We start from the raw sequence: 21,108 nt of genomic DNA, 5'->3' as shown, positions 1-21,108 counted from the left end.
TGCCTTGCCCCGACAGGCCTCGCCAAGGGTCCGTTTAAGCTAAGGATTGCTTCGTTTTCGTATTGTGAACGGCCCGCCCATGCCTGTTGTCATCGTTGAGTCGCCCGCCAAGGCACAGACGATCAATAAATATCTCGGTTCCGGCTATCAGGTGATCGCCTCCTATGGCCATGTCCGCGATCTGCCGGCCAAGGATGGCTCCGTGGAGCCGGATGCCGATTTTGCCATGATCTGGGAGAATGACGCCAAGGCGGGCAAGCGTCTCACCGATATCGCCAATGCCGTGAGGGCCAGCGACAAGCTCATCCTGGCAACCGACCCCGATCGCGAGGGGGAGGCGATCTCGTGGCATGTCCTGGAGATTCTGCGCCAGAAGCGAGCCCTGAAGGACATTCCCGTCGAACGCGTCACCTTCAACGCCATCACCAAGGATGCCGTCCAGAAGGCGATGAAAGCGCCGCGCGACATCGACGAAGGGCTCGTGGATGCCTATCTCGCCCGTCGCGCCCTCGACTATCTCGTCGGCTTCCGCCTCTCGCCGGTGCTGTGGCGCAAGCTACCGGGTGCTCGTTCGGCAGGCCGGGTCCAGTCCGTCGCTCTGCGTCTGGTCTGCGACCGAGAGCTGGAGATCGAGCGTTTCGTGGCGCGGGAATACTGGTCGCTGGTCGCCACGCTCGCCACGCCGCGCGGCGACATCTTCGAGGCACGCCTCGTCGGCGCCGACGGCAAGAAGATCCAGCGCCTCGATGTCGGTACCGAGAAGGAGGCGCTCGCCTTCCGCGCAGCGCTCGACCAGGGCCGTTACGTGGTTGCCAGCGTCGAGGCCAAGCCCGCTCGCCGCAATCCCTTTCCGCCCTTCACGACCTCCACCCTGCAGCAGGAAGCCAGCCGCAAGCTCGGCCTGTCTCCCAACCGCACCATGCAGATCGCCCAGCGTCTGTATGAAGGAGTCAATCTCAATGGCGAGCAGGTGGGCCTGATCACCTATATGCGAACGGATGGTGTCGACATGGCGCCCGAGGCGATCGCCGCCGTGCGCAACATGATCGGCAAGAGCTACGCGCCGCCCTATCTGCCAGAAACGCCTCGCAAATACACGACCAAGGCCAAGAATGCCCAGGAAGCCCATGAGGCCATCCGCCCGACCGATCCCTTCCGCCTGCCCAAGGATGTGGCGAGGTTCCTCGATAGCGAGCAGGCGCGGCTCTATGAGCTGATCTGGAAGCGTACCATCGCCAGCCAGATGGCGCAGGCGGAACTCGAACGCACCACGGTCGACATCCTGGTCGAAGCAGGCGGGCGCAAGCTCGATCTGCGCGCCACAGGCCAGGTGGTGAAATTCGACGGCTTCCTGACGCTCTACAACGAGGACCGGGACGACGACGGCGATGACGAGGATGGCAAGCGCCTGCCGGTCATGTCTTCTGGCGAGAATCTCGAAAAGAAGTCGATCGCCGCGACCCAGCACTTCACCGAGCCGCCGCCGCGCTACAGCGAGGCGACGCTGATCAAGCGCATGGAAGAGCTCGGCATCGGCCGCCCCTCGACCTATGCCGCGACGCTCGCCACGCTGCGAGACCGCGACTATGTCTCCATCGACAAGAAACGCCTCAAGGCCGAGGACAAGGGCCGGCTCGTCACCGCCTTTCTCGAGAGCTTCTTTGCGCGCTATGTCGAATATGATTTCACGGCGGCACTGGAAGAGCAGCTCGACCGCATTTCCAACCATGAGCTCGACTGGAAGGAAGTCCTGCGTGACTTCTGGAAGGATTTCTCGGCCGCCATCGATGGCACCAAGGAATTGCGCACCACGCAGGTGCTCGATGCGCTGAACGACCTCCTCGGCCCGCACATCTACCCAGACCGTGGCGATGGCTCCAATCCGCGCCAATGCCAAGTCTGCGGCACAGGTACGTTGTCGCTCAAACTGGGCAAATTTGGTGCCTTCATCGGCTGCTCCAATTATCCCGAATGCCGCTATACGCGCCAGCTTTCCGCCAGTGGCGAGCAGGCCAGCGAAGGCGAAAACGGCAATGGCGGCGAGCCCGGCGCCAAGAAGCTGGGCGCCGATCCGGATACGGGCCTTGACGTCACCCTGCGCGATGGCCGCTTCGGTCCCTATGTCCAGCTCGGCGAGGGCGACAAGCCCAAGCGCACCAGCCTGCCCAAGGGCATGAACCCTGCCGGCATCGACCTCGAACGGGCGCTCGCCTTGCTGGCGCTGCCGAGGGAGGTCGCTATCCATCCCGAGAGCGGCAAACCCATCCTGGTCGGCATCGGCCGCTACGGTCCGTATGTCCAGCATGAGCGGACCTACGCCAATCTCGACAAGGACGATGACGTGCTCTCGATCGGCGCCAACCGCGCAATCGACCTCATTCATACCAAGGAGAGCGGCGGTGCCGGCCGACGCTTCGGCGCGGCAGCCGCCGCGGGCCGGGCGCTGGGAGATTTCCCCGGCGGCGGCAAGGTGGAGGTGCGCCCCGGCCGCTACGGTGCCTATGTCACCAACGGCAAAGTCAACGCGACCTTGCCCAAGGGTGTCGAGGCGGATGCCGTGACGCTGGAACAGGCGATCGAGCTTATCGCCGCCAAGGGTGGTAAGGCAGCCCCGGCGAAGAAGGCCGCGACGGCGAAAAAACCGGCAACCGCCAAGGCGCCGGCTTCGAAGAAGACCGCCGGCAGCAAGAAGGCCCCGTCAGCCAAGGCAAAAACGATCATCGACTCCGACGAAGTGCCTTTCGACAAGGATTGAGGCCATGGCGTTTTGCGATTTGACGGCATCGGCAAGAACCGCAAAGACGCGTTGAAACAAGGAGTTAGAGCAATGCGCGTTTGCGTGTAAACGCGCTTTGCTCTGGGAGCGCGGACGTCTCGTCCGCTCTTGAACCACAGAGCTCTCGAAATGGAGCGCATCCGTTTTCGGCTGTGATACCAGATCGCGACCATCCTTTCTGGGAATTGGCGTGGTTCAAGAGCGGACGAGACGTCCGCGCTCCCAGCCTCACCACCGCCCGTGCCGTTTGTTCCAGGCAAACAGCACATCGGCAAAGCGGTCATAGGCAAAGCGCGTCAGCTGCAGCATCCCGGCCGCCCCGAGGATCGAGGCGATCCATCCCTGCCCCCGCGTGCGCCGCCAGATCTCCAGCGCAACGTCGGCCCCCACCAGCAGCCGACCGCTCTCATCCGTTGCATGCAGCCGCCGCCGGATGTCATCGAGGCTGGCGCCGAATCGGGCCAGCGCATCGGGCTGCAGGTTGATGTCGAGAAATTCGATGCGGCCAGCCTTGACCGCATCCAGCAGTTTGCTGCGCTGGTGCCGGATGCCGGCATCACAGACGGGGCATTTGGTGTTGTACCAGACCGTCAAGGGTTTAACGGTTCCCCGCGCCTCGTTGTCCGCCATCCCACTTCTTCCTCAACCTCTGCGCAGGATAGCACCCCTCACTTATGTTGCAGTGCAACATTGGCATTGACAACATGTCGCAGCACAACTATATGAGCTGCGTCCGGCCCGATTGGGCCGCTTTTGCAATCCGGACCGTGCCAGCCAATTGCCATTAGAAGCTAGACTGTCTGTCCCGGGGCACTTCGATGTTCTTTGCTCTCCTGCCCTTTGCCTAACCCTGGCTCTGCCGCGCTGAGAGGTCCCCTAAGCGTTTTGCAATTTGGCGGAATCGCCACGAATCGCAGAGACGCCTCGATACAAAAAGCGAGAGCGAAGCAGCCTTCCTGCTGCCACGCGCTTTGCTTTGGGGATCGCCGCGCAGATCATCCTCGACAGATATCATCGCCAATTCAGCTGCCGCGCAAAAACGCGTGTGCCTCTCTTTGGCTTCGACAAATACCCTGCGCGTTGGTCTATGATGCCGGCTTTCAAGTCCCGGCTCCCAACGCCAACCCGGAATTCTTTCTGTGGCTCGTAATTATAAATCTACCCAAGCGCTGGAGCCCTCTCTTCCCAGCCGCGAGGATATCCTCGCGTTCATCGCCCGGTCCCGCGGCCGTGTCGGCAAGCGAGAGATCGCCCGTGAATTCGGGCTTAGTGGCGCCGACAAGATCGCGCTCAAGCACCTCCTCGACGAATTCTCAGAGGAAGGCGCCGTCCAGCGCACCCGCAAGGGCTTCAATGCCCCCGGCGCCCTGCCCTCCTCGCTGGTCGCCGATATCACGGGGCGCGACCGCGATGGCGAACTCATCGCCGTACCGTCCGAGTGGAACGATGACAACGGCAAGCCGCCGCGCATCCTCGTCACCGTGCCCAAGCGCCTCGGCGGCGCGGCGCCCGGTGTCGGCTCGCGCGTGCTGCTGCGCCTGGCCGATGGCGGTTCGGACCACCATCCGAGCGGGCGCGTCATCAAGGTGCTGGAAAAGCTGCGCCAGCGCATTCTCGGCGTCTTCCGTCGCCTGCCCAATGGCGAAGGCCAGGTCGTACCCATCGAAAAGCGCAACGCCGGTCGCGACCTCATGGTCCGTCCCGGCGACACGGCCAACACCAGGGATGGCGAGCTTGTCGCCATCGAGCCCCTGCGCGGCTCGCGTGGCGGTCCGCCTATGGCCCGCATCGTGGAACGCATCGGCGAGGTGAACAGCGAGAAGGCCATCAGCCTGATCGCCATCTACTCCCACGACATTCCGCATGTATTCCGAAAGGATACGCTGGAGGAAGCCGAAGCGGCCAAGCCGGCGACGATGTCTGGCCGGGAGGACTGGCGGCGCCTGCCGTTGATCACCATCGATCCGGCAGACGCCAAGGATCATGACGACGCCGTCCACGCCGAGCCGGACACCAACCCGGGCAATCCGGGCGGTCACATCCTCACCGTAGCCATCGCCGATGTCGCCGCTTATGTGAGGCCGGACACCCCGCTCGACCGCGAGGCTCTCATCCGCGGCAATTCGGTCTACTTCCCGGACCGCGTCGTGCCGATGCTGCCCGAGCGGATCTCGAACGATCTGTGCTCTCTGCGTCCCAATGTCGACCGCCCGGCGCTGGCCGTGCGCATGATCGTCGCCGCCGACGGACGCAAGCTCAGCCACAGCTTCCATCGCGTGATGATGAAGTCGGCCGCCAAGCTCTCCTACCAGCAAGCCCAGGCTGCCATTAACGGCAATCCGGACGAGACGACGGGGCCGCTCCTCGAGCCGGTCCTGCGCCCGCTGTGGGCCGCCTATGCCTCTCTCAAGGCCGAGCGTGACGGGCGTGGCCCGCTCGACCTCGACCTGCCCGAGCGCAAGATCCTGCTCAAGCCCAACGGCACGGTCGATCGTGTCATCGTCCCCGAAAGGCTCGACGCGCATCGGCTGATCGAGGAATTCATGATCCTCGCCAATGTCGCGGCGGCCGAGACGCTGGAAGCCAAGAAGACACCGCTCGTCTATCGCGTGCATGACGAGCCTTCGATGGAAAAGATCATCGCCCTGCGCGAGTTCCTCCACACGCTCGACATCCCGCTTTCCAAGCAGGGGGCGATGCGGCCGAACCAGTTCAACACCATCCTCGAACGCGTGGCGGGCACCGACAATGCCCATCTCGTCAACGACGTGGTGCTGCGCTCGCAGAGCCAGGCGGAGTATTCGGCCGATAATATCGGGCATTTCGGCCTGAATCTGCGCCGCTATGCCCATTTCACCTCACCGATCCGGCGCTATTCCGACCTCATCGTGCACCGTGCCTTGATCCGCGCGCTGCACCTGGGGGAGGACGGACTGCCGTCGGAGATGACGCCGGCACTGCTCAACGAGATTGCCGGCAGGATCTCCGCCACCGAACGCCGGGCCATGACCGCCGAGCGCGAGACCATCGATCGCCTCATCGCGCATTTCCTGGCGGATCATGTCGGCGAGATCTTCCAGGGCCGCGTCTCGGGCGTGATCAAATCGGGCTTGTTCGTGAAACTCCTGGAGACGGGAGCGGACGGTTTCGTGCCAGCCGCGACGATCGGTCACGATTATTATCGTTTCGAAGAAGGCTCACATCAGCTTATCGGTGCGGCGACGGGCGAATCCTTCCAGCTCGGCGACGTGGTATCCGTCAAGCTCGTGGAAGCGGCTCCCTTCGCCGGGGCCCTGCGGTTCGAGATCGTCTCGGACGGCACGCGCCGGCGCCCGCCGGGCCGCAGAGCCGGCGCCATGAGGCGGCCGCGCATCACGGACCGCAAGGGCAACGGCGCCAAGCGCAAGGCGGCCCAGGCCGCAGGGGGCAAGAGACGGCGATGATCGAGTATCGGCCTCAGCAGCGGGACGTGTCGCTAGCCATGCGGCGCGGCGCCTTCGGGCGCTGCCCCAACTGTGGCAAGGGCAAGATCTTCACCTCCTATCTGAAGGTAGCGCCCCGCTGCAGCGTCTGCGGTGAGGACCTCTCGCACCATCGGGCCGACGATGCGCCGCCTTATTTCACCATGCTGATCGTTGGCCACATCGTAGTGGCCGGCATCCTCGCCTGCGTGATGACCTCCGACATTCCCCTCTGGATCCTCGGCGTCGTCTTCGGCACGCTGACCGTCGTGCTCTCGCTGGTGCTGCTGCCGATGATCAAGGGCGCAATCATCGGCCTGCAATGGGCCAACCGCATGCATGGCTTCTCGGGCGAAGCCGATCCAGACGCCATTTCGCCCTATTGACCATGCCCGACGCCGAGATCCCCGCTCCTGCCCGGACACGACCAGTCACACCCCGTGATGCGGCATCGCTGATTCTCGTCGACCGCTCAGGCCGCAAGCCGCGGGTGCTGATGGGCAAGCGCCATCCCGGCCATGTCTTCATGCCCGGCTTCATGGTCTTCCCAGGCGGGCGGGTGGAGGCCGCCGACCGTTCGATGCGGGTCTATGGCTCGCTGGCGGCTCATACCGAGCGCAACCTCCTCGCCCGCATGGCGCGCCCTTCGCCGGGCAAGGCCCGGGCACTGGCACTCTGCGCCATCCGCGAGACCTTCGAGGAGACCGGCATTCTCATTGGCGAAAGCGGTCTGGGTGCGCCGGCGACCAGCAGCGCACATTGGCGCGCCTTTGCCGAGCGCGAGGTCTATCCGGCCCCGGAGCCGCTTTCATTCGTTGCCCGCGCGATCACGCCCAGCCGCTTTCCGCGCCGCTTCGATACGCGTTTCTTCGCCGCCGATGCCAGCCACATCGCCGCCCAGACAGAGGACGTGACCGGCCCTGATTCCGAGTTCGTCGAAACACGGTGGCTGACGGTCGAGGAGACGAAGCAGGAAAATCTCGCGGATATCACCCGCATGATTCTCGCCGAGGTGGGGAAGCGGCTCGAGCTCGGGCTTGAGAAGGACCTGCCAGTGCCCTTCTTCCATGAGTGGCGTGGTACGTGGCGGTGCGACGAAATCTGATGTCTGTCGAATCCGCCCTGTCCGAGGCCGATCAGACCCTTGATCGGGCCCGCCTCGTCACCATCGCTGCAGCGATTATCTGCATCTCCGTTGCGGGTATCGGCCTGTCGCTGACCGCGCCGCTGATATCGCTGCTCCTCTCCGCGCAGGGGGTGAGCGCCGCGGCGATCGGCGCCCAGACTTCCTTTGCCAGCCTGGCCGGCCTCCTTACCAGCCCCTTCGTGCCACGCCTCGCGCGCTCCTTCGGGCTGCGCAACTTCCTGCTGGCGACGCTCGCTCTGGCGGCATTCACCATGAGCCTCTTCCCGCTGCTGCCGAGCTTCCTCGCCTGGTCGGTGCTGCGCTTCCTGTTCGCCTGCTCGATCAACGCTTTGTTCGTGCTGTCGGAATACTGGATCAATGCCGCCGCGCCGAATGCCCGCCGCGGCTTCATCATGGGTATCTACGCGACATCCCTGTCGCTCGGTTTCGCGGCCGGCCCCGCTCTGCTGGTGCTGAACGATGGCGCCAGCCTGTCGCTATTCCCAGTAGGCGCCTGCTTTTTCGCCGTCGCGGCGGTGCCGATCTTCTTCGCTGGCCGCGACGCGCCGCCGCTGGAGGGCCGGGCCGGCCTCTCGATCTGGCGCTTCATCCTGATCGCGCCAGTCGCAACCATGGCGGCCTTCATCTACGGCGCGGTGGAACAGGGAAGCTTCGCCTTCATGGCACTTTATGGCGAAGCGCTGAAACTCGGACAGGAGAATGGCGCCTGGCTGCTCACTCTCTTCGGCCTCGGCAACGTCGTCTCGCAGATCCCGCTCGGGCTGCTGTCGGATCGGGTGAACCGTCCGCTGCTCCTGCTGAGCTGCGCCTTGGTATCGGCCGTCGGGGCCCTGGCGATGCCGCTCTGCTCCGGCAGCCTGCCGCTCCTCATGGTGCTCGTCTTCCTCACCGGCGGCATGGCGGGCGGGCTCTACACCGTCGGGCTCGCCCATCTCGGCTCGCGCTTCTCGGGAACGGCGCTGGCAACCGCCAATGCCACTTTCATCATGCTCTACGCTCTCGGCATGATGATCTCGACACCCGTGCTCGGGGTCGTGATCGACGCGGTGCGCCCGCATGGCTTCGCGTTCGGGTTGGCGACGCTCTTCGGCCTCTATGCCCTTCTGGTGGCCTGCCGGCTCGGAGAGCGCGCGAATTGAGGCATTCGGCCGTTTCTCTGGTTGACTTCGGCGCGTTCCTGAGTAGTTTGCGCCAAGATTCAAAGGGCCGCGCCGTTGCGCGGCTTTGCTGCCTTAGCCCCTCAGTGGTCCGGTAGCAATATTCGGAGCAACCACCATGGCCAAGGCCGCAACCATCAAGATCAAGCTGATTTCGACAGCTGATACGGGCTACTTCTATGTCACCAAGAAGAACACCCGCACGAAGACCGAAAAGCTCGCAATGAAGAAGTACGACCCCGTTGCGCGCAAGCATGTCGAGTTCAAGGAAACCAAGATCAAGTAAGATCTCCTGGGAGCGCGGACGTCCCGCGACACTCAAGAGAGTTTCGGACGATCCGCCCTTGAACCACGAACGTCGTAGAAATGGCAAAGGCGGGTCCGATGTGGCCCGCCTTTCTATTTTATGCGAGCGGATCGTCCGACACTCTCTTGAGTGTCGTAGGACGTCCGCGCTCCCAGCTACTCCCCCAGGAAGCTGCGCACCGTTTCCAGGAATTTTGCCACGGAGATCGGCTTGGAGAGGTAAGCCTCGCAGCCGCCCTGGCGAATGCGCTCCTCGTCGCCCTTCATGGCGAAGGCGGTGATGGCGACCACGGGAATCGACTTCAGTTCGTCGTCGTCCTTCAGCCAGCGCGTGACCTCCAGCCCCGAGACCTCGGGCAACTGGATATCCATCAGGATGAGGTCGGGGCGATGCGTGCGGGCGAGATTCATCACGTCGACGCCGCTGCGCGTTTCCACGATGTCATAGCCGTGAGCTTCCAGCAGATCGTGGAAAAGCTTCATGTTGAGCTCATTATCTTCCACGATCAGGACTTTCTTGGCCATTGAGCCCCTCGTCTGCGATATAATAAAAGCGAAACGGGATAGACCCGAATCTCTTGCTCCCGTGATCCTGCACGGCATTTTCACTTAGCAGTCAGTCCTTACCAAACGGGAAATTCGATGCTCAGGCAAAGAGGCGGCGAAGAGGCGCAAAAGCAACGCGCGGAAGAAATCGCCGCCCGGGCACTCGGCTTCATAGCCGGAGACCAGGATCGGCTCGCGAATTTCTTTGCGCTGACTGGCCTGGCGCCCGACGAGATTCGTGGCGCCGTCAGCCAACCCGGTTTTCTTGCTTCCGTCCTCCAGCATGTGCTCTCCGACGAGGATAGCGCATCTGCCTTCGCCGCCGAGAATGGTTTGACGCCGGAAGATCTCCAGCGCGCCGCCGCCCGCCTCGGACTCCATTGGGACTGAGCCATGGGCGCAATCTGCCGTGATTGCCTCAGCAATGTCGGCGAAGGGGAGCGCTGTCCCGCCTGCCGATCGCCCCGCATCATCAGGCATCCGGCACTGGAAAAGCTGTCGATCGCCCATGTCGATTGCGATGCCTTCTACGCCACTATCGAGAAGCGCGACGATCCCTCCCTCGCCGACCAGCCGGTGATCGTGGGCGGGGCGAAGCGCGGCGTGGTCTCCACATGCTGCTATATCGCCCGCACCTATGGCGTGCGCTCGGCCATGCCGATGTTCCAGGCCTTGAAGCTCTGCCCCGAGGCCGTCGTCATACGGCCGAACATGGAAAAATATGTCCAGGTGGGACGGCAGGTGCGCGAGAGGATGCTGGCGCTGACGCCACTGGTCGAGCCGCTCTCGATCGACGAGGCCTTTCTCGACCTCACCGGCACCGAACGCCTGCATCACGCCAGCCCCGCCCGCACGCTGCTGCTCTTTGCCAACCGGGTGGAGAAGGAACTCGGCATCACCGTTTCCATCGGCCTTTCCGGCAACAAGTTCCTGGCCAAGACCGCCTCGGATCTCGAAAAGCCACGCGGTTTTGCGGTGCTCTCGCCGGAGGAAGCACCCGCCTTCCTGGCCCCCCGACCGATCTCCTTCATCTGGGGCGTCGGCAAGGCCGGAGCGGCGCGTTACGAGCGGGATGGCCTGCGCACCATCGCAGACCTGCAGAAGGCCGGCGAGATCCCGCTGATCAGGCGCTACGGCGTCGAAGGCCAGCGGCTGGCGCGGCTCGCCTTCGGTCGCGATACCCGCAAGGTCGATCCGGAAGGCGATCGCAAATCCGTCTCGGCCGAGACCACCTTCGAGCACGATCTTGCGACTGGCGAGAACCTCTTGCCCATCCTCTGGCGCCTGTCCGAGAAAGTCTCCTCGCGCCTGAAGAACGCCTCCATCGCCGGCTCCACGGTGACGCTCAAGCTGAAATCGGCGGATTTCAAGCTGCGCACCCGTGCCCAGGGCCTGCACGAACCGACGCGCCTTGCCACGCGCATCTTCGAAACCGGCAAGAAGCTGCTGGCCAAGGAGACCGACGGTACGCAATACCGCCTGATCGGCATCGGCGTCACCGGATTGGTCGATATGGCCGATGCCGACCATGGCGACCTCGCGGACCCGCTCGCCAAGCGCCTCGTAGCGGCCGAGGATGCCATCGACGCAGTGCGCGCGAAGTTCGGCAAGACCGCCGTGCAGAAAGGTATCGCGTTCAGGCCGGAGAAGGACGAGGGATAGCTCCGGGTGCACGGGCATCCTGCCCGTTCTTCCTTTCCTATAAGCGCCGCGGTTCCAAGAACGGGCAGGATGCCCGTGCACCCGGAGCTACTGCGCCCGATACACCCCCATATCGAGCTTCCTGCCGCCATTGATGTTGATGCCGTCGACCCGGCTCACCAGCGCTGCCTTGGTGCCATTCGCCGCCAGGCGCGCCAGGAAGGCCGGCTCGAACTTGGCATCGACGAATACAGCGCGGCAGGTCCCCTGCCCCAGGAAATCGGCGGCGCCGGCAGCGTCCGGCAGCTGCAGGTCCGTGCCGGCAAGAAACACCAGGCTCGGTTCCCGGAAGCCGACGCTGGCGGCCTGCACGTGCGGGCATTGCGGAGTTGCGGCCGCCGCGACCAGACGCGGGCTGATGGCGATGGCCTGAAGTTTGGGGATGGCGCCGGCATAGACGCCCCAATAAAGCAGCAGGCCGGTGGCAAGGCAGCTCAGCACGGCCTCGACCTGGCGCCCCTGCCCCAACTGCTTCCAGCACAGGACAGAGGCGGCAATGGCGAGGAGGCCGAGAAGCAGGGCAAGCCAGGCGATCTCCCGCTGGTAGAACCAGACGGCACCGACGGCGATCGCTGCGAGCACGATGGCGAGCAGCGGAATCAGCCCGGCCACGAGGCGCGCCCATCGCCCCAGCGGCAGTGCGCCATCGAACAGCGCCGCCGCTATGAGGATCGATATCGCCGGATAGACCGGCAGCACGTAATGCGGCAGCTTGGTGGGGAAGAACTCGAACACCAGCCAGAACGGCACCAGCCAGGCCAGCAGGAACATCACCACGGGCTCGCGGCGGTGACGCCAGACCCAGGGGGCAGCCAGCGCCGCCAGGGGTGCAAACGGCCAGAACGTGCCCCAGAAGACAGCCAGATAGGTGCCCGGCCACCCGCCATGCGACTCCTGCGCGACGGCCACCTTGTTCAGCATATCCTCGCCGACCGATTGCTGCAGAAACGCGCCGCCCGTCTGGATCATGATGGCGATGAACCAGGGCGAGACCAGCACCAGCGTGAAGATCAGGCCGTAAAGCCAGTGCAGGCTCTTCAGCCACTGCCAGTCGCGCGTGGCGAACCAGCCACTGCCTGGACCGACGGCGGGTGCATCGGCGCGGCGGCAGAGAACGACGAGCGTTAGGCAGGTGAGCGCAACCAGGAGCAAGCCGATCGGCCCCTTGATCAGGATCGAGGCTGCCATGCCGATCCAGAACATCGCTGGCAGAGCAAAGCCGTCCGGCTGCGCCAGGCGTTTGCGAGAGGCCATGAAGAAGCGCGCCAGCACGCTCACCATCGCCATCACGGTGAAAAGCTGCGTCGCATCCGTCTTGCCGAGCCGCGCCTCCACGCCGAGGAGCACGCAGCCCGCCATCATCAGGCCCGACAGCAGCGCCGCGCGACGGCCGACAAGGGGCAGCGCTGTCCACCAGGTCAGCAGGATGGCGCCGATCGCGGCGATGAGCGAGGGGATGCGGTAGAGCCAGATCGTGGTGCGCGCCTCGGGCACGCCCAGCTTCTCACCCAGGCTGACCGCCGCGGCCTGCAGCCAGTAGATACCCACCGGCTTCTTCAGCCGCGCCTCGTCCTGGAAACGGATCGAGACATAGTCGCCGCTCTCCAGCATCTGCTTGGAGGCCTGGGCGAAGCGCGGCTCGTCACGGTCCATCGGCGGCAGCGTGGTGAAGCCAGGCGCCAGAGCAAGAAAGGCGGTCAGCAGCAGGGCTGCGATGGCCAGCAGGTTGGACGCCGCAACACGATCGAATAGCTGACCGAGAGTGCTTTTCTGGAAGAGCGGGGGATTGAGTGTATCCGCCATTCACCATCTCCCCTTCGAGCTTACACGCGCCCGGCCACGCCGGTCAGCTCGCAATATTGGCCCAGGTCCAGCGCGAGGGAAGATCGCTGCCGGCGTCCAGATCGGGCTTCCCATCCCACAGGCGCTTGCCCCAGGCATCGTAGAGCGCCTGATCAAGGGCGTTTTCCTCGCGAATGCGCGCGCGCAAGGCATCGCTCAGATCCTGCACCCGCACGCTGTTCTCGGGGGCTGCATGGATGTGCGGCAGCTTCTCGAAAGGCACGCCGAGTTCCTCCGCAATCCGAGCGACGACATTGTCGCAATTGCGGTAGTCTCCCACGAACCAGAACTTCTCGAAATGCTCGGACATGAAGTCGAAGCGATTGCGCTCCGACATGAAGCGCAGCTTCGTCGAGGAGAGGCGGTAGTAATTCTTGAGGTAGAAACGGCTGACACGGTTGCGCTTGATGGTGCCGTACCACTTCTCGAACGACCAGCCTTTCACGCGGTGCCGCTCGGCCGCCGTTTGCAGGAAGTTGTACATTGAAACGCACCAGGAAGTCGGATCACGCAGGAGACCGACCTCCCAGATCGGGTGGCCGTGGAAACCTTCAATGGCGTTACGCGGCAGCCGATGTCCGTAGAGGATACGCAGGGCGTCCCGTTGGCTCTGCGGCACGTGCTGAAGCGGCTTCAGCCAGGGATCGCGCTCCTTCTCGCTGTAGATCAGAGCCACCTGTTCGGGCGGCAAGGCGTCCATGAGGAAGTTGCGCACACTGATCCCGGCACATTTGAGAATGTGCGGAAAAAGAAAAACAACCCGATTATCGTTCATAACATCCTTATGCCCGCCAATGGCGACCCCAGCAGGGCTCGAACCTGCGACCTAGCGCTTAGAAGGCGCTCGCTCTATCCAGCTGAGCTATGGGGCCCCGAGGCCGGCGGCAAGAGCCAGCCCGTACTTGCGTTCAGCCGGCGCGGGGCCTCAATGGGTCCACTGACCGACGCGCGAAACCTTGAAATTGTCAGAATAGGAAAGGATCTTGGTCGACGGATCATGCGGCTCGAAGACCTGGTAGGCGAGGCCGTTGCGCTCGGCATAGGCGATCGCTTCTTCCTTGGTGGCGAAGCGCAGCTTGATCTGCTGCTTCATGTCGCCAGAGGAAGTCCAGCCCATCAGGGGCTCGACTGAACGCGGCTCTTCCGGCTCGAACTCCAGAAGCCAGTCCTTGGTCTTCGCGGAACCCGACTGCATGGCCGTGCGTGCCGGCTTGTAGATCTTGGCTGTCATCGTTGACCGTCCGCTTTCTCGTCTGTCCTCATGTCTGGTCGGGGCAGCAGGATTCGAACCTACGACCTACAGTACCCAAAACTGTCGCGCTACCAGGCTGCGCCATACCCCGTTCAGAATGAGTGATGTGCTTAGTAAGGGCACGCGGCGCGAACCGCAAGAGCCCTTGGGAGGCTTTTATCAAAGCTGTTCCGTGTGCACGGGCATGCTGCCCGTTCTTGAACCACAACGCTTGCTGTCCAGCAAGAACGGGCAGTATGCCCGTGCACCCGGACTTCACTCCGCCTTGAAGATGGGATAGCCGACCTTGTCCCCGGGCTTGATGCCCAGCTTGTCGGAGAGGCCGCCGATCACCTCCAGCACGGCCAGCACGGGCGCGCCCGAGGAAATGGTATTCGTCGACAGCGGTTCGGCGCGCTTTTCGATGCGCTGGATGGTGCCGTCACTCCTGATGAAAATCATGTCGAGCGAGACATAGGTATTCTCCATCCAGAAGGTCGCGATCCGCTCGTTCGGGAAGGGAAACAGCATGCCCTTGTCGTCGTCCAGGCTGTGGCGGAACATCATGCCGCGCTGCTGCTCGTCGTCCGTTCGCATGACCTCGACCTGGAAATCATGCTTGCCGCTGGCTGTGGTAATCGAAAGAGGCTCGAAGACCCCGTCTTCGGCGAAGGCGCCGGGAAGCGCAAGAAAGCTGATAAAAAACGCGAAGAAAGCGATATAAATCTTTGGAATAATAGAATATTCTGGCATCTTTTTAGTGCGATTGAGGGCCGGACGGGCCATCGGCGAGCTTCAGTTCCGCCGCCATCAGGCCCTTGGGCCCATTGCCGAAGCGCACCATAAGGGTTTGTCCCGGCTTGAGATCCATAATGCCGAAGCGGCGCAGCGTCTCCATATGAACGAAGATGTCTGGCGTGCCGTCACCACGCGAGACGAAACCGAATCCACGCAGGCGGTTGAACCATTTCACCGTGGTGGGCTCGAAGCCGCCGGACGGCGTCACCTGCACATGGGTGCGCGCCGGCGGCATCTGGGCGGGGTGCACGGCGGTTGATTCATCCATCGACAGGATGCGGAAGACCTGTAGGCCCTTTGCGCGCTGGGTTGCCTCGACGACCACCCGCGCGCCTTCATACGCGGCCTGGAAACCGTCGCGCCTGAGTACGCTCACGTGGAGAAGGATATCCTGGCCGCCACTGTCGGGCACGATGAACCCATACCCCTTGGCGACGTCGAACCATTTGATGGCGCCGGCAATCTCGATCAGGCCAACCGGTCTCTCATCCAGATGATCCTCGGTTTCCCGACCTGGCCCGAACCTGGATTCAAAATCGTTCGTACCCATCTACGCCATCCAACACATCGCCCACGGATTGGGCTGCCGCACGATTCTTGACGTTGCTACGATAACACTGCTAGGCGTCACGGAAAGCCCGAATTAACAATTTTATGCATCAACTTCGTGCAACGCAGATACTTCCTCGAATTCGCCTGATTTTCGTGGCTTCGCGCACCCCTAGAGCACAAAATCCTCCAATATGTCACCGATCTCGCCCCTCAGCAGGAGGTGCGCATAGAGGTCGCCAGGCGTCGGCTCCCTGTTGATGATGACAACATTGGCCCCCTGCTTGCGTGCCATGCCTGGCAAATCGGCCGCCGGGTAGACCACAAGCGAAGAACCGACCACGACGAATAGATCGCTCGTCCTGGCCAGTTGAGTCGCCTTCTGCATAGCGATTTCCGGCATCGGTTGACCAAAGGAAATGGTGGCGGTCTTCACGAAGCCGCCGCAGCCATCACAGCGAGGCGCCTCGCCCGTTGCTTCGAACGAACCGCGCAAATCCTCGATCTCATAGCGCTTGGCGCAATCGAGGCAGGCCGCATAGGTCGTGTTGCCATGCACCTCGATCACAGCATCGTCGGGAATGCCGGAGGCCTGGTGTAGATTGTCGATGTTCTGGGTAATCACGGCGGGGCTCTTGCCGGCCTTGATCCAGGAGGCGATGGCTTTGTGCCCACGGGTGGGGCGGGCGAGGCGCATCTCGTTGTCCATGTCGAAGCGCCGCCGCCAGGTCTCGCGCCGCGCTTCGTCGCTATCGAGGAAATCCTGGAACGGGATCGGCTTCATCCGGCTCCAGCGCCCGCCGGGCGAGCGGAAATCGGGAATGCCGGCTTCCGTCGACAGGCCCGCCCCCGTGAAGGCCACGATGCGATTGGCCGATCGCAGCATCACATCGAAGCGAGCGAGGTCCTCGGCAGGCACAGTCTTCTTGTCGTCAACGATCTCAGGCATTAGGCCTTAGTACCCCGAATACTCACTTGCCCCAGAAACTCGATGAGGAAACGATGAAATATCTGCACACCATGGTCCGCGTCCACGACCTCGATGCATCCCTTAAATTCTATGTCGATCTGTTCGGCCTGGTCGAGGCCCGCCGCCATGAGAACGAGAAGGGCCGCTATACCCTCGTCTTCCTGGTGGCCTCGGAGGATCTCGATGCCTTCAAGGCCGGCAAAGCCCCTGCCCTTGAGCTGACCTACAATTGGGATACCGAGGATTACGGCTCGGCCCGCAATTTCGGCCATCTCGCCTATGAGGTCGACAATATCTACGACTTCTGTGCCAGATTGCAGAAAGCCGGCGTCACAATCAACCGCCCGCCGCGCGATGGCAACATGGCCTTCGTGCGCTCGCCCGATCTCATCTCGATCGAGATCCTCCAAAAGGGCGACGCCCTGGCCCCGGCCGAGCCCTGGGCCTCGATGGGCAACACCGGCGTATGGTAATTCGCAGCGTTTCAGGCCCAAAAAGCCTGCAACTGCCGGTTTCCACATAATTGTCAAAAGGCGGCATATTCCTCTTGCCGCCTTCGATTCCCCAATCTATATGTCCGCCCCGCCGCGCCCTTCGTCTATCGGTCAGGACGCCACCCTTTCACGGTGGAGAGAGGGGTTCGATTCCCCTAGGGCGCGCCAAGCATCCCGACTTATCGATAGCTTATCCCCCTAAATTGCCAAACCCAGGCAGCGGTTTGGCAATCGGCGGCATCCGTGAGCCGCCGGATTGCAGCCTGGGATAGCTTCCTTTGTTCAGCTGCGCGGACGTAACGCTCGACCTCGACAAGCGATTTGTGGCCAGTAATCGCGGCAATTTCCTTCGACGAGCAGCCAACCTCGGCCAAGCGCCGGGCCGCCGCTTTCCTGATATGATGGGTGATGCATCGGTCCGGCACGCCCGCCTCGCCGATGTTCGGATGCGCTACGAGATCGTTCGAGCCGACAGCAGCGTACTCAAACTGGCGCCAGCCCAGAACTATGCGGCCGATGAGTTCATCTCTGAAACCATTACCCTGCACGCTGTCATTGGCGGATCCGACAAGATCAGCCCGGTCCTCTACCCGGGGACGATGCTGATCGGGGGGCGGATCCGCACCACGGGAACATACATCACCCGCGTGTTCCCGATGGGGACCGGCGTCAATGTCAAGGCATTGTTTGATGCGCTGCTGCCATCTGGATCGAGCGTTACGGTCGCTGATCTGATCTCCTTTGGATCAGAACAATATCTGACGCTCGGGCGCGCGCGGCAACTGCGATGCCGAGGAGGGGCCCCCATAGTGTCTACCGGCCCGCGCACCAAGCCCAGGGCGGCCATCTTGCTAATCCGCTGCTGACAGCGGGCGGACCATAGAGCCCGCCAGCGGCCACGAGAAGCCACGGAATGCGGGTTGCCGTAGCAGGGGAAAGGTACTTTCCAGGGAGGGGGAGGCTAGCGGGCGCGCCGCCCGCTAAAAATCAGGCTGTTTTTGATTTTGAAGTTCCCAGTTCGCTACGCAACGGCGGGGCGCCAGAGTCGGCGACTGTGGGTTATGGCGCTGCCTTGTAAATGTCCGTTGCCAGGCCCGTCGCACCGCCATTATAGGCCGAAATCTCTGTCGCCAAGTTCGGATTGGTCGCCGCAAGCTTGGCGTTGACGGCCTTGATCACTCCAATCGAGAGAGGCTTGTTCGCGGCGGCCGCGAGGGCAGCCTTTACCTGCTCGGCCGTTGGAGCAGTAGTACCTTGGCCGGGCGAAAGATAGTTCTGAAGAAGACCTGCATAGACAGTCGCGACCTTGCCAACCTCGGACTTGGGCGAGGCATGCTCCAGAGCGGATGGCGAGGCATGCAGGAAGCCGTTCAACTTGCCGTAGGTACGTGCGTGCCGCTTGATCGCATCCTGGCCAGTTTGGCCCTGACCGTCCGAATTGGCGGATCCAGAGCCTGCGTCGTGGCTATGGCCATGACCGCCTCCATTGCCATTGCCGCCGCCATTGCCGTTTCCACCGCCATTGCCGCCTCCCTTGCCGTTGTTGGCAAGAACCGGGGTGACAACGAGGGCAGCGCCCAGCAAAGCGGCCGATGCGAGTTTGGCGATGGTCGTCGGGTTGCTGTTGCGAAGCATGAGTTTCTCCCTGTGGTTCCCCGGCCGCATAGAACTCGTAAGGAAAAAGCGGACGCGAGGAGAGGTGCGTCCATCAATCATTGCGGTGCCCTGCTGAATACAACCTGAATTAGCTAAGAGTTAGACCGCCGAGAAACTGGCGGGCGTTCTTGCCTTCGGAGGGGTTGGCACCCCCTGAAAAAAAGCCTTACAAATCAATGGGGAGGTTTTGGAGGCAGGTCTGGCAATACAACGCCTAAGTGATTGATATATCTCAGAAATTACCGCAACTCTAGGGCGCGCCAGACTTATTCAAACCCAAGCAAAATGCGTCTGCTATGAATATTGGCGGGATGCGGCGCTATATAGCGTAAGCACCGCATTGAGGCCCCTTGTGGTTTCTGAGCTTGCGTCCCCGCATCCCTACCCACATCATATTCCTACCGCCATCCAGCCAGGACGCTCACGCAATGTGCGGACGCGTGAAGCAAACAGGCCCGGAACTTCCGGGCATCTACTCGGAGATGGGTTCCACCGAGGAGGAAGTCGCCAGCGCCTGGAAGGCCCACTACAACGGCTCGCCCACGCAATGGCTGTGGATCGTCCGCCGCATCCCCGGTTCGGGCCGCAATGAGCACTGCCTGATGCGCTGGGGCCTTATCCCGAATTGGGCCAAAGACCCCACCACCATGCCCCTGATGTTCAACGCGAGGTGCGAGGGCATTCAGGACAAACCGGCCTTTCGGGGTGCCTACAAGAGCCGCCGCTGCCTTGTTCCAGTGGACAACTTCTTCGAGTGGCGCAAGACGCTCGGGGAGAACGGCAAGCCCCTCAAAGGGCCAAGGCAGCCCTATGCCATCGCCATGGCGGACGGCTCGAAGTTTGCGCTGGGCGGCATATGGGAGAGCTGGACCGACCCGGCCACGGGCATCATTACCCGCAGCTTTTCCATCGTGACCTGCGCGCCGAATAGCCTCATCGCCACCATCCACGACCGTATGCCGGTGATCATCGCCCCGGAGAATTATGAGCGCTGGATGGCCAACATCGAACCGGACCCGAGGGACCTCATGGTCCCCTTCCCGTCCGAGCTTATGGCCATGTGGCCGATCTCCTCGAAGGTGAGCACTGCGAGCTACAATCAGCCGGACGTGACGGACCCGATAGAGGATGATCAGTTGCTCTGAACGCTGCGGCGTCCTCGCGGACCCTCACGGGGCGTGGGGCGGGGCGACTCGGTGACCTTCATTCAACGTCACGCCTAATTCCTTGTTTTTAATCAATGACTTACATGGCAAGAGATGGCCGAGAACGCTAATTATTTCTCCCGGCCTTTACTCTATTGCATTTGCTGTGCACACCGTATTGGCGGAGAGCTCCCAGCGGAATCGAACGCGACGTGGCGTCCTGATGGGTAACCCATGAATTAACAGCAACTTAGGTTGTTGATCGACAAGGTATTGGGAGACATCAGGGGCACAAAAGGGGTACTGTAAACAGGTCGTCTGCCTGGGAAATCCGGTACTGAAGCCATCCAAGCGATATATTTTTATAGCGGCCACATGCGGCCGCGGGACGAATCGGCCCTCATATATTTCTCCCGTTTGCAGTTTTCCTTTTGGTGAAGGCTGCGAGGCGGCGAGATGGACCCCACTATTCATGTGCAGATTAGCGGCGCTGGCTTTGAGGCCACAGCCTCGGGCTGGCTTGGCGTTGCCGGCGAGGTCGTCCTCAGCGCCATAGTGATCTGTACGGGACCCTGGATCTGGCGCCACGCTATCTCCGGTCGCAGCTTAAGGCCCCCCGACTGGCCGCCTCAGGACGCCTTGCCGCCCCCAGCGCCGCAGACAGGCCGTAAGCGCCACCTTCCTCCCCCGGGCACTCCCGACTCCAAAAAGCAGTAGGCCCGCCAGTGACTCGCTGTGGGCTCTCTAGAGGCATCGAGCGTCTATTGGAGGAGGAGGCCGGTTCATAGTCTGCCTGGGGAACTATTCGGGTCCAGCTAATGTTGGCCCTTTGAGCCCCCGTAAGGCAGCCTCTACGCCGATCACGCGGGGACCAAGGAGTTTCCCCGATGACCACCATTCTCGTTATCGTCCTGCTCATCATCCTCCTGGGTGGCGGAGGATTTTACGGCAGGGGCCGCTGGTTCTAAGCCTCTCGGGCCGAGCTATGCGCTCACGCTTTCAATAGCCCGAGAGATGCTCCCCCGGGCGGATCCCGCGTTGCTTCGCGATCTCCGTGGGAGTTTTCCCTTCTATATGAAGCCTGCGGACCTCCTCAGCCTTGGCCCTCGCGGTTGGCTTACCAATGTCCATAGGTCCGCCATTAAACTCGAACATCGCCCGACACCTCACCACGCTATCCGCTGAGGTGCCGATTGTTTCTATTGCGCTGATCCCTATGCCATCCATGTTCAACCTACCGCCGGCATCCGGTGACCGCTTAGTTACAAGACTCCTTGCCGACGGAGTTTCGTCTTGGCCATCGCATTTTGGGGCTGACGCGGGCGCGAG

The 21,108-nt window shown here is 62.5% G+C and carries 21 protein-coding genes and 3 tRNA genes; 12 read left to right on the top strand and 12 right to left on the bottom strand.

What is annotated here, in order from left to right:
* The first annotated feature begins 79 nt into the window (after positions 1 to 79).
* A complete protein-coding gene (topA, locus tag ACMDCR_RS17365; protein WP_413987804.1) occupies positions 80 to 2,755 on the top strand; it encodes a type I DNA topoisomerase in 2,676 nt (891 codons plus the stop codon).
* Positions 2,756 to 3,004: 249 nt separating this feature from the next.
* Here the strand turns inward: topA and ACMDCR_RS17360 are convergent, their stop codons facing one another.
* Positions 3,005 to 3,406, bottom strand: coding sequence for a thiol-disulfide oxidoreductase DCC family protein (locus ACMDCR_RS17360; protein WP_413987803.1), 402 nt, complete (start codon positions 3,404 to 3,406; stop codon positions 3,005 to 3,007).
* A 509-nt stretch (positions 3,407 to 3,915) separates the two neighbouring features.
* Here ACMDCR_RS17360 and rnr point away from each other — a divergent pair.
* From rnr to rpmG, 5 genes are all read left to right on the top strand, one after another.
* Positions 3,916 to 6,219 (top strand): ribonuclease R, encoded by a 2,304-nt coding sequence (rnr, locus tag ACMDCR_RS17355; RefSeq protein ID WP_413987802.1) that lies wholly within the window; start codon positions 3,916 to 3,918, stop codon positions 6,217 to 6,219.
* Positions 6,216 to 6,623, top strand: a complete 408-nt coding sequence (locus ACMDCR_RS17350) for a DUF983 domain-containing protein (RefSeq protein WP_413987801.1) — start codon at positions 6,216 to 6,218, stop codon at positions 6,621 to 6,623. The genes rnr and ACMDCR_RS17350 overlap by 4 nt, the downstream gene beginning before the upstream one ends.
* 2 nt (positions 6,624 to 6,625) lie before the next feature.
* Positions 6,626 to 7,342 carry an NUDIX hydrolase gene (locus ACMDCR_RS17345; protein ID WP_413987800.1) on the top strand — a complete coding sequence of 239 codons (717 nt, stop codon included), beginning with the start codon at positions 6,626 to 6,628 and terminating at the stop codon, positions 7,340 to 7,342.
* A complete protein-coding gene (locus ACMDCR_RS17340; RefSeq protein ID WP_413987799.1) occupies positions 7,342 to 8,523 on the top strand; it encodes an MFS transporter in 1,182 nt (393 codons plus the stop codon). Before ACMDCR_RS17345 ends, ACMDCR_RS17340 begins: the two co-directional genes overlap by 1 nt.
* 136 nt (positions 8,524 to 8,659) lie before the next feature.
* Complete coding sequence (gene rpmG, locus ACMDCR_RS17335; protein ID WP_284311846.1) at positions 8,660 to 8,827, top strand: 50S ribosomal protein L33; 168 nt, start codon at positions 8,660 to 8,662, stop codon at positions 8,825 to 8,827.
* 176 nt (positions 8,828 to 9,003) lie between these two features.
* Here the strand turns inward: rpmG and ACMDCR_RS17330 are convergent, their stop codons facing one another.
* On the bottom strand, positions 9,004 to 9,372 hold the full coding sequence (locus ACMDCR_RS17330; RefSeq protein ID WP_284311843.1) for a response regulator: 369 nt from the start codon (positions 9,370 to 9,372) through the stop codon (positions 9,004 to 9,006).
* Positions 9,373 to 9,489: 117 nt separating this feature from the next.
* Between ACMDCR_RS17330 and ACMDCR_RS17325 the strand changes: the two genes are divergently transcribed.
* The gene (locus ACMDCR_RS17325; RefSeq protein ID WP_413987798.1) at positions 9,490 to 9,783 is read left to right on the top strand and encodes a DUF3572 domain-containing protein; all 294 of its coding nucleotides are present in this window, start codon (positions 9,490 to 9,492) and stop codon (positions 9,781 to 9,783) included.
* Between the two features lie 3 nt (positions 9,784 to 9,786).
* Positions 9,787 to 11,055 carry a DNA polymerase IV gene (locus tag ACMDCR_RS17320; RefSeq protein ID WP_413987797.1) on the top strand — a complete coding sequence of 423 codons (1,269 nt, stop codon included), beginning with the start codon at positions 9,787 to 9,789 and terminating at the stop codon, positions 11,053 to 11,055.
* A gap of 87 nt (positions 11,056 to 11,142) precedes the next feature.
* Here ACMDCR_RS17320 and ACMDCR_RS17315 read toward each other — a convergent pair whose 3' ends face one another.
* The 8 genes from ACMDCR_RS17315 to ACMDCR_RS17280 form a co-directional block, all read right to left on the bottom strand.
* Complete coding sequence (locus ACMDCR_RS17315) at positions 11,143 to 12,897, bottom strand: ArnT family glycosyltransferase (RefSeq protein WP_413987796.1); 1,755 nt, start codon at positions 12,895 to 12,897, stop codon at positions 11,143 to 11,145.
* 43 nt (positions 12,898 to 12,940) lie between these two features.
* A complete protein-coding gene (locus ACMDCR_RS17310; protein ID WP_413987795.1) occupies positions 12,941 to 13,651 on the bottom strand; it encodes a hypothetical protein in 711 nt (236 codons plus the stop codon).
* Between the two features lie 80 nt (positions 13,652 to 13,731).
* Positions 13,732 to 13,808: transfer RNA gene (locus ACMDCR_RS17305), tRNA-Arg, on the bottom strand.
* Between the two features lie 53 nt (positions 13,809 to 13,861).
* Positions 13,862 to 14,167: an ETC complex I subunit gene (locus ACMDCR_RS17300; RefSeq protein ID WP_413987794.1), complete on the bottom strand. Its 306-nt coding sequence runs from the start codon at positions 14,165 to 14,167 to the stop codon at positions 13,862 to 13,864.
* A 35-nt stretch (positions 14,168 to 14,202) separates the two neighbouring features.
* A tRNA-Pro gene (locus ACMDCR_RS17295) sits at positions 14,203 to 14,279 on the bottom strand.
* A 164-nt stretch (positions 14,280 to 14,443) separates the two neighbouring features.
* Positions 14,444 to 14,920 (bottom strand): DUF192 domain-containing protein, encoded by a 477-nt coding sequence (locus ACMDCR_RS17290; RefSeq protein ID WP_413987793.1) that lies wholly within the window; start codon positions 14,918 to 14,920, stop codon positions 14,444 to 14,446.
* Positions 14,921 to 14,924: 4 nt separating this feature from the next.
* The gene (locus tag ACMDCR_RS17285) at positions 14,925 to 15,515 is read right to left on the bottom strand and encodes a cold-shock protein (RefSeq protein WP_413987792.1); all 591 of its coding nucleotides are present in this window, start codon (positions 15,513 to 15,515) and stop codon (positions 14,925 to 14,927) included.
* A 171-nt stretch (positions 15,516 to 15,686) separates the two neighbouring features.
* A complete protein-coding gene (locus ACMDCR_RS17280) occupies positions 15,687 to 16,400 on the bottom strand; it encodes an SIR2 family NAD-dependent protein deacylase (protein WP_413993654.1) in 714 nt (237 codons plus the stop codon).
* A 116-nt stretch (positions 16,401 to 16,516) separates the two neighbouring features.
* On the opposite strand from ACMDCR_RS17280, the gene ACMDCR_RS17275 reads away from it, so the two are divergent.
* On the top strand, positions 16,517 to 16,957 hold the full coding sequence (locus ACMDCR_RS17275; RefSeq protein WP_413987791.1) for a VOC family protein: 441 nt from the start codon (positions 16,517 to 16,519) through the stop codon (positions 16,955 to 16,957).
* A 114-nt stretch (positions 16,958 to 17,071) separates the two neighbouring features.
* Positions 17,072 to 17,146, top strand: a tRNA-Glu gene (locus tag ACMDCR_RS17270).
* A gap of 11 nt (positions 17,147 to 17,157) precedes the next feature.
* Here the strand turns inward: ACMDCR_RS17270 and ACMDCR_RS17265 are convergent.
* Complete coding sequence (locus ACMDCR_RS17265; RefSeq protein WP_413987790.1) at positions 17,158 to 17,403, bottom strand: tyrosine-type recombinase/integrase; 246 nt, start codon at positions 17,401 to 17,403, stop codon at positions 17,158 to 17,160.
* A 21-nt stretch (positions 17,404 to 17,424) separates the two neighbouring features.
* On the opposite strand from ACMDCR_RS17265, the gene ACMDCR_RS17260 reads away from it, so the two are divergent.
* The gene (locus tag ACMDCR_RS17260) at positions 17,425 to 17,844 is read left to right on the top strand and encodes a hypothetical protein (protein ID WP_413987789.1); all 420 of its coding nucleotides are present in this window, start codon (positions 17,425 to 17,427) and stop codon (positions 17,842 to 17,844) included.
* A gap of 193 nt (positions 17,845 to 18,037) precedes the next feature.
* Here the strand turns inward: ACMDCR_RS17260 and ACMDCR_RS17255 are convergent, their stop codons facing one another.
* Entirely contained in the window at positions 18,038 to 18,613 is a 576-nt protein-coding gene (locus ACMDCR_RS17255) for a hypothetical protein (RefSeq protein ID WP_413987788.1), read from the bottom strand.
* Positions 18,614 to 19,074: 461 nt separating this feature from the next.
* Here ACMDCR_RS17255 and ACMDCR_RS17250 point away from each other — a divergent pair, with 461 nt between their 5' ends.
* On the top strand, positions 19,075 to 19,779 hold the full coding sequence (locus ACMDCR_RS17250; RefSeq protein WP_413987787.1) for an SOS response-associated peptidase: 705 nt from the start codon (positions 19,075 to 19,077) through the stop codon (positions 19,777 to 19,779).
* Positions 19,780 to 21,108 lie beyond the last annotated feature (1,329 nt).

Source organism: Labrys okinawensis (assembly GCF_047345005.1).
Taxonomy (GTDB): domain Bacteria; phylum Pseudomonadota; class Alphaproteobacteria; order Rhizobiales; family Labraceae; genus Labrys; species Labrys okinawensis.
Note: the sequence above shows the minus strand (reverse complement) of the source record. Positions and strands in the feature narration are given on the sequence as shown.